General features: G+C 69.4%; 5 protein-coding genes, 3 tRNA genes, 1 other RNA gene and 1 pseudogene. 2 read left to right on the top strand and 8 right to left on the bottom strand.

All coding sequences use genetic code 11. From position 1 onward, the window contains the following. Positions 1-42: 42 nt before the first annotated feature. The 5 genes from rnpB to GZ997_RS11110 all read right to left on the bottom strand — a co-directional run bounded on the left by rnpB (position 43) and on the right by GZ997_RS11110 (position 2,485). An RNA gene (gene rnpB, locus GZ997_RS11130) (RNase P RNA component class A) lies at positions 43-431 on the bottom strand. A 104-nt stretch (positions 432-535) separates the two neighbouring features. Then, on the bottom strand, positions 536-1,270 hold the full coding sequence (locus GZ997_RS11125; RefSeq protein ID WP_161924131.1) for a hypothetical protein: 735 nt from the start codon (positions 1,268-1,270) through the stop codon (positions 536-538). Positions 1,271-1,396: 126 nt separating this feature from the next. After that, positions 1,397-2,266 carry a Nif3-like dinuclear metal center hexameric protein gene (locus GZ997_RS11120; protein WP_161924132.1) on the bottom strand — a complete coding sequence of 290 codons (870 nt, stop codon included), beginning with the start codon at positions 2,264-2,266 and terminating at the stop codon, positions 1,397-1,399. A 19-nt stretch (positions 2,267-2,285) separates the two neighbouring features. Continuing rightward, positions 2,286-2,369: transfer RNA gene (locus GZ997_RS11115), tRNA-Leu, on the bottom strand. A 25-nt stretch (positions 2,370-2,394) separates the two neighbouring features. Continuing rightward, positions 2,395-2,485, bottom strand: a tRNA-Ile gene (locus tag GZ997_RS11110). Between the two features lie 198 nt (positions 2,486-2,683). On the opposite strand from GZ997_RS11110, the gene GZ997_RS11105 reads away from it, so the two are divergent. Then, positions 2,684-3,856, top strand: a complete 1,173-nt coding sequence (locus GZ997_RS11105) for an aminotransferase class I/II-fold pyridoxal phosphate-dependent enzyme (protein ID WP_161924133.1) — start codon at positions 2,684-2,686, stop codon at positions 3,854-3,856. A 173-nt stretch (positions 3,857-4,029) separates the two neighbouring features. On the opposite strand, the pseudogene GZ997_RS12965 reads toward GZ997_RS11105, so the two are convergent. The 3 genes and pseudogenes from GZ997_RS12965 to GZ997_RS11090 form a co-directional block, all read right to left on the bottom strand. After that, positions 4,030-4,269, bottom strand: a pseudogene (locus GZ997_RS12965) (ElyC/SanA/YdcF family protein); the annotation flags it as partial. Positions 4,270-4,388: 119 nt separating this feature from the next. After that, positions 4,389-4,461 (bottom strand) — tRNA-Val (locus GZ997_RS11095). A 179-nt stretch (positions 4,462-4,640) separates the two neighbouring features. Next, the gene (locus GZ997_RS11090) at positions 4,641-5,045 is read right to left on the bottom strand and encodes a DUF3052 domain-containing protein (protein WP_161924134.1); all 405 of its coding nucleotides are present in this window, start codon (positions 5,043-5,045) and stop codon (positions 4,641-4,643) included. Between the two features lie 364 nt (positions 5,046-5,409). On the opposite strand from GZ997_RS11090, the gene aceE reads away from it, so the two are divergent. Then, a partial coding sequence (gene aceE, locus GZ997_RS11085) for a pyruvate dehydrogenase (acetyl-transferring), homodimeric type (RefSeq protein WP_162679925.1) occupies positions 5,410-8,122 on the top strand: 2,713 nt, incomplete at its 3' end.

Genomic DNA, 8,122 nt, shown 5'->3' with positions numbered 1-8,122 from the left:
CGGCCCCACCCCTACCGGGTGGGGCCGCCGCCGTCTGTGGTGCGGGCGAGTCGACCTGTACGCCGGGTTCTGTTACTGCCCACCGTTACCGGTGCGGCAGTGGCGACCATCCATCTTGGACCACCGTTGCCGGTGGCCTCACGCGACCTACCCGCAGGCTCGGGCGAGCAACCCTTTCCGCTTTTCAGCGGGCACCTGCTGCGCGGTCTTGCTCCGAGCGGGGTTTACCTAGCCGTGGCGGTCACCCGTCACGCTGGTGGGCTCTTACCCCACCGTTTCACCCTTACCGACCGTAGTCGGCGGTCTGTTCTCTGTGGCACTGTCCCGCGGGTCACCCCGGGTGGCTGTTAGCCACCGCCCTGCTCTGTGGAGCCCGGACGTTCCTCGATCCGCCGACGCTCCGACGGTACCGCGGCCGCCCGGTCGGCTCGTCCGCGAGGGTGATTCTAGATGATCACTGGTTGGCAGGAGCACCGGCCGCCTGCATGCGCCGGGAGCAGCCGCCGCCCGCAGGCGGGGTGACGCGTCACGCCCGTCAGCCCTCCATGCGGACCACTATTACGTCGTTGTCCTCGGCGTGGATGACCTGGTCCTGCGGCGCGGCGGCGATGCGGGCGTGCTCCTGGGGGCTGATCTCAACGCTGCCGCCCTCAACCCGGCGCCCGTATAGGGCTACTGCCCCGAGCCCACCGGTTCGCTGCCGCACCGCCTCATACTCGGAGAGCAGAGCGTCGTCGATCACCGCGGCCAGCTCGGACCGCTTAGTGCGTGCGTCGGCTATCTCGGTATCCAGGCGGGCGAAGTCGGCATCCCTGGCGGCTGTCAGTTCCCGCCCTCCGGCACGTATCTCCTGCTCCTCCTCGGCGGCGGAGCCAGCTTCCGCCTGAGCGGCCTCAAGCGCTTCCATAGCCGCGATCTGGGCCTCCTCCAGAACCGCCTGCCGCCGGCCGAGCTGGTCGATCTCGGACTGAATCGCGGGTAGGTCACGGGCTGCCGCCTGACCGGAGGAGAGCCGCTCGCGCAGCACTTGGGCGCGCCGGAGGACCTGGTTGACCTCATCCTCACGCGTCTTGGCGTTGGCCTGAGCCTCCTGCAGGGCAGCGGCGGCCACAACGGCGCGCCGCCGGTTGGCCTTCAGGCGCTGTACCGTGGCGTCGATGCGTTCCAGCACCGGCAGGTGCTTGCGCTCGTGTGTGAGGCGCGCGAGCTGCGAGTCGAGTCTCTGCAAATCAATGAGCAGTCGCTGCTGGCTGAGGGGGGCGCTGGTCACGGCTTGATCCTCCGCTGGATATTCGGGGTGGGTATCGAGTTGTTGAGTGGCGGCGCACCCCCTGCGGCCTGCTCCGTGCCCCCGGTGGGCGTGGTCTCGGCCGCGGGCGTGCCCTACGGGGCCGGTTCAGGCCCCGGTGCTTAGGCGCAGCGTCCACGGATCGGTGACGATCTGCGATACGTGCGTCGAAAGTCTATGCCCACGGGCCGCCGCCGCGGACTCCAGCCTGGCTGCCAGCGGTGGCAGCCCAACCCACTCGGTGGCCCAGTGCGTGCCGCACAGCAGGTAGGGCCGACCGGCCTCGAGGTGCTCGCTAGCCGGGTGGTGGCGCAGGTCGGCGGTGAGGAAGACGTCGACGTCGGCGGCACGCGCCGCCTCCAGCAGCGAGTCCCCGGCGCCACCCGATACGGCCATGGTCTCTACGACGGCGTCCGGGTCACCGCCAACCAGGAGCCCGGGCACGGAGTCCGGTAGGGCCGCGGCGACGGCGGCGGCTAAGTCCCGCAGGCGGGTGGGAGCCGCTAGTACTCCCACGCGGCCGATTCCCTGCGCGGGGTCGGCGGGGCTGGGCTGCAGGGGGCGGGCCTGTTGCAGGCCGACGCCGGCGGCGAGCGCGGCAGCCACGCCTCCGTGGGCGGCGTCGAGCGACGTGTGGGCGTTGGCCAGGGCGATACCGGCACGGATAAGCCGGTGCACCACCCTCCCCTTGGGGTCTGTGGCCGCAACGTGGTCGGTGCCGCGCAGATAGAGAGGGTGATGCGTGATGACCATGTCCACGCCCTGCTCTATGGCCTCGTCGACGACGGCGGCCACGGGGTCCACAGCCAGCAGGACGCTGCTGACGGGTTCCTCCGGATCGCCGCAGATCAGCCGGTTTGAGTCCCAGTCCTCAGCGAGTTCGGGAGGCGCGGCGCGGCGCAGCATGGCCTCCACCTCCCCCACTGTCAGCGCCTGGTGGTCGGCGAGTGCGTCGGCGTTGGGCTGCGGCTGCGTCATAGGGCCAGGGTAGCGGTGATGGTGCCCCTGGCGGGTCTCGAACCCGCACGCCCGCAGGCAGCGACTTTTAAGGTCGCCGTGTCTACCGTTCCACCACAGGGGCCAGTCGGTGCTCCGCTACGTTCCAGTACCCCCTCTGGGATTCGAACCCAGGACCATGTGCTTATCAGGCACGGACGAGGTATAAGCTCGCTGCTCTAACCGCTGAGCTAAGGGGGCGCGCAGGCGTGTCCGCGGGCGCGGGCGCCTGCCCTGGCGCCGGTCGGGCGACCGACGCAGTAGAGACTATCAGTCAGCGTGGTGGCGAAATTCCCATCCCACACCCTGTGCGTCGCTCGGCAGGCGGACCTAACCTTACTACCCTGATGCATTCGTCTCGCGCAGCCGCTCGGTGCGCACGTCTTCCGGAAGGGAATCATGAAGCTCGCGCAGCGCGCCGTCACAGCTCCGCCGTTCCACGCAATGAGCATCGGAGCACGCGCCCGCGAGATCGAGGCCCGCGGGTACTCGGTCGCAAAGCTCAGTCTGGGCGAGCCCGACTTCGGCGCCCCGCCGGCGGTGTGCGACGCCCTGGCCCGCGTGGCCCACCAGGAACTGCCCTACACGGCAGCAGCGGGGCTGCCACAGCTACGAGAGGCGATCTCCCGCTTCTACCGCGAGCACCATGACGTGCAGGTCGATCCGGAGCGAGTCCTGGTGACCTCGGGGGCCTCCGCGGCGCTGCTGCTGGCCGCTGCCCTGACCACCGAGCCGGGCGACGACGTGGTGATCGCCGACCCCTGCTACCCGTGCAACCGTGAGCTCGTGGCCTCCTTCGGGGGACGCATCGTACTGGCCCCCACGCTTGCCGAGTCCCGGTACCAGCTGGAGCTGGACGCCATGGAGACGGCGTGGACCCCATACACCAACGCCGTCATGATGGCCACGCCGTCGAACCCCACGGGCACCTCCATTCCCTATGCCGAGCTGGACCGGATCTGCCGCGCGGCGCGTGCAGCGGGCGCGTGGCGGATCGTGGATGAGATCTACCTGGGTCTGGCGGATCCGGATGCGCAGGGACGTCCGGCGCGCACGGTGCTGGCACTGGACCCGGAGGCGATCGTGATCTCCAGCTTCTCGAAGTTCTTCGGGATGACGGGATGGCGGCTGGGCTGGGTGGTGCTGCCCGAGTCGTTGGTCGAGCCGGCGCGCAACCTGGCGGTCAACTACTTCCTGTGCGCCTCGACGCCGGCCCAGATCGCCGCCCTGGAGGCGTTCACGCCCCAGTCGCTGGCAGTGTGCGAGCAACGTCGGCGCGAGCTGGTGGAGCGGCGTCACCTGGCGCTCGGACAGCTGCGCCGACTGGGCCTGAACATTCCGGTGGAGCCCGACGGTGCTTTCTACATTTACTTCGACGTCTCCGATACGGGGCTGTCCTCGTGGGACTTCTGCATGCGGGCGCTCGATGAGGCGCATGTGGCGCTGACGCCGGGGCGCGACTTCGGGGTGCGCACCGCCGAGTCGCACGTGCGCTTGTCGTACGCGGCCTCCCGGGAGGAGATCACCGAGGGCTTGAAGCGCCTGGGCCGCTTCATGAGCACCCTGGCTTGACCGCACGCCAGCACACGCCGCAGCCCCGCCATGCCGGTGGCTGAGTCACGCGCCCAACCCGGCCCCCATACCGACAGACCCAGGTCAATCATTCCCGCCAGGGCGGTTCCGGGCTTGTGCAGCAGGCGCTCGCCCGGCCGGTAATCATCCGCTCGGGCCAGCCGGGCAGCCAGATCGGGGCGCTGCTGGTGCAGGAAGAGCCTGGCCTTGAGTGCATGCACGGAGTCGGAGACGATGACGATGCGGGAGCAGTGCTCGATCAGGGGGATGACTGCGGCGACATTCTCCCAGGTGGAGCGGCTCGCCGCCTCAAGCACGAGCGGACCGGTGTAGCCGCGGCCGCCCACTGCGTAGCGGGCCATGAGCTCCGCCTCCGGCACGCGGCCCAAACCGCGCCCCTCCCCCGCAGCCAGAATCCCGGCGACGGCGCCCGCTGCCAGCGGCGCCTGCGTCGGGTACTAGCCACGGCACTCCTCTCGGTGCTGCGCATGAGACTGGCCGCCTGGGGTCAGCGGCGCCCGAGGGCGATGGGTGGACCCGGCCGGGCTCGAACCGACGACCTACGCGGTGTAAACGCGTTGCTCTACCAACTGAGCTACAGGTCCGTGCCCGCCACTGGTGAAAGCGGCGGCGCGGGACATTCTAGCGCCGTCGACGGCCGTCCACGGCAACGGGGACCGGCGGGTCGCCCTACGGGGAGCAGCGAGGCACAGTGCCCCAGCCGACGTCGTCTCCCGGCACGCCGTCCCGCTCAGCGCCCGCCCAGTGCCTGCTCAATGCCCGCTCAGTGCCTGCGGCTGGAGACGCGGATACCGCTCCAGCGCTCCCCCATTGAGGCCGCGGAGGTCGCGTGCATGCCGGCTGTTCGCGCCGCCTCCTCGATCTCGGTGGCGTCAACCGCCCCGGTGGTGCGCGCCTTGGGGGTCAGAACCCACACCAGGCCGTCACCGTCGAGGTTGGCCTGGGCGTCAACCAGCAGGTCGGTCAGGTCGTCGATGTCACCGTCGTCGTCGCGCCACCAGATGATTGCGGAGTCCGCAACGTCCTCGAAGTCCTCGTCCACGAGCTCGGTGCCGGTCTGGGCCTCGGCGGCCTGTCGTAGGGCCTCGTCGACGTCGTCGTCGTATCCGAATTCCTGGATGATCAGACCGGGGGCGAAGCCGAAGGCTCCGGCCGCTGTACTCGCCACTGCTGTTCTCTCCGTTTCATGCCGGGGCCGCTTGGCCCGTGCGTCGGCCGCCTTCGCGGCACTCGGTTCTAGCTACTGCACTAGCCCACCGCACCAGACCCGCCGGACGCAAGCGAACACGCCCGAGAGCACGACGCCCGCCCGCGGGATCCTTCAGAGCCGCCGCCTGTAATACACGCCACAACGTGCTCGAGGCCACATCTGCTCTGGGACTTTATTCCCGATTTTGGGTGCGTCGGAGCGCCTCCGCCTCCTAGATTAGGAGTGCTAGTAGCGCACGCGACCGGCGCGGCGGGCGATGCCCTCGGCACACCGCCTGCCGCGCCCCGTCTAAGCCGCCCGGACACGAAGAAAGAGGATCTCCGTGAGCCCTACCAACGACTTCACTCCACTAATCGACGGCCTGCTGCACAAGGTCGCGGACAATGATCCGGACGAGACCGGCGAGTGGCGTGACTCCCTCGACGCCCTCATCGCGGACAAGGGCGGACCCCGGGCCCGCTTCATCCTGCTGAACCTGCTCGCCGAGGCGCGCCGCAAGAACGTGACCGTGCCGGCACAGACCACCACGCCCTACGTCAACACCATCGACGTCGTTGACGAGCCCTACTACCCCGGCGACGAGGACGTTGAGCGCACATACCGCCGTTGGCTGCGGTGGAACGCCGCCGTGATGGTTACCCGGGCACAGCGGCCCGGCATCAGCGTCGGCGGGCACATCTCCTCCTATGCCTCCACCGCCACCCTCTACGAGGTCGGCTTCAACCACTTCTTCCGCGGCAAGGACCACCCCGGCGGAGGCGACCACGTCTTCTTCCAGGGGCATGCCTCCCCCGGTAACTATGCCCGCGCCTTCCTGGAGGGCCGGCTGACCGAGGCGGACCTGGACGGGTTCCGGCAGGAGGTCTCCCGGCCGGCCGGCGGGCGGGGCCTGCCCTCCTACCCGCACCCGCGGCGCATGGAGGACTTCTGGGAGTACCCCACCGTCTCGATGGGGCTGGGGCCGGCGGAGGCCATCTACCAGGCCTGGTTCGACCGCTACCTGCAGGGCGCCGGCATCAAGGACACCTCCGCCCAGCACACCTGGGCCTTCCTGGGCGACGGGGAGATGGACGAGCCGGAGTCCCGCGGCATGCTGCAGCTGGCCGCCTCCCAGCAGCTGGACAACCTCACCTTCGTGGTCAACTGCAACCTCCAGCGGCTCGACGGGCCGGTGCGCGGCAACGGCAAGATCATTCAGGAGCTGGAGGCCTGCTTCAAGGGTGCGGGCTGGAACGTCATCAAGGTGATCTGGGGGCGCGGCTGGGACCGGCTGCTCGCGGCGGACAAGGACCACGCCCTGGAGCACCTGATGATGGAGACGCTCGACGGCGACTACCAGACCTTCAAGGCCAACGACGGCGCCTACGTGCGCGAGCACTTCTTCGGTCGCGACCCGCGCACGGCCAAGCTGGTGGAGAACTGGACGGATGAGGAGATCTGGGCCCTCCAACGCGGCGGCAACGACTACCACAAGATGTACGCCGCCTACAAGGCGGCCACCGAGCACAAGGGCCAGCCCACCGTCATCCTGGCGCAGACGGTCAAGGGCTACCTGTTGGGCTCCCACTTCGCCGGCCGCAACGCCACCCACCAGATGAAGAAGCTGGGCCTGGAGGACCTCAAGGGGCTGCGCGACCGCCTGCACATCCCGATCAGCGACGCCGAGCTCGAGGCGAATCCGAAGCTGCCTCCCTACTACCGCCCCGAGCCGGACGACCCGGCGCTGGCCTACATGCTTGAGCGGCGCCGCCGCCTGGGGGGCTTCCTGCCCGAGCGCCGTGACCCCGGCGCGCAGCTGCAGCTGCCCGGTGACGCCCCCTACGAGATCCTCAAGGGCGGCTCCGGAAAGCAGCAGGTCGCCAGCACCATGGCCTTCGTGCGGCTGCTCAAGGAGCTGATCAAGGACGAGCACATCGGACGGCGCATCGTGCCGATCGTGCCGGACGAGTCCCGCACATTCGGGCTGGAGTCGCTGTTCCCCACCCGCAAGATCTTCAACACCCAGGGCCAGAACTACACGCCGGTGGACGCGGAGATGATGCTGTCCTACCGGGAGTCGACCTCCGGGCAGATCATGCACACCGGCATCAACGAGGCTGGCTCGGCCGCGCTGTTCCAGGTGGCCGGCACCAGCTACTCCACCCACGGGGAGCCGATGATCCCCGTTTACATCTTCTACTCGATGTTCGGCTTCCAGCGCACCGGCGACCAGTTCTGGGCGGCCGGCGACCAGCTCACGCGCGGCTTCATCATCGGCGCCACCGCAGGCCGCACCACCCTTACCGGTGAGGGCACCCAGCACATGGACGGGCACTCCCCCCTGCTGGCTGCCACCAACGAGGCGGTGGTCACCTACGATCCGGCCTACGCCTACGAGATCCGGCACATCGTGCGCGACGCGCTTGAGCGCTGGTATGGGCCGGATTCCGGCCGCAACCGGGACGTCATGTACTACCTGACGGTGTACAACGAGCCGATCCACCAGCCGGCCGAGCCCGCAGACGCTGACGTCGAGGGGATTCTCCGGGGCATTCACCGCCTCGACGTGCCGCCCGAGGGCGACGGGCCCGAGGTGCAGCTGCTCGCCTCGGGCGTGGCAGTTCCCTGGGTGCAGGAGGCTCGCCGCCTTCTGGCCGAGGACTGGGGAGTGCGCGCCGGCGTGTGGTCGGTGACCAGCTGGAACGAGCTGCGCCGCGAGGCCCTGGAGGCTGAGCAGCACAACCTCCTGCACCCGGATGAGCCGGCCCGCGTGCCCTACCTGACCGCCAAGCTGGGTGAGGCCTCCGGTCCATTCATCGCCACCAGCGACTTCGACCACCTGGTGCCTGACCAGATCCGCGCCTGGGTTCCCGGGGACTTCCACACCCTGGGCGCCGACGGCTTCGGCTTCTCCGACACGCGCGCAGCCGCCCGCCGCCACTACCTGATCGATGCCGAGTCAGTGGTGGTCAAGACGCTCCAGGCGCTGGTGGCACAGGGGCGGATGGACCGCTCCGTGCTATCCCAGGCCATCGCCCGCTACCAGCTTCGGGACC

The organism is Actinomyces sp. 565 (assembly GCF_010365615.1).
Taxonomy (GTDB): Bacteria; Actinomycetota; Actinomycetes; order Actinomycetales; family Actinomycetaceae; genus Actinomyces.
This window is presented reverse-complemented; position numbering and strand designations above follow the sequence as displayed.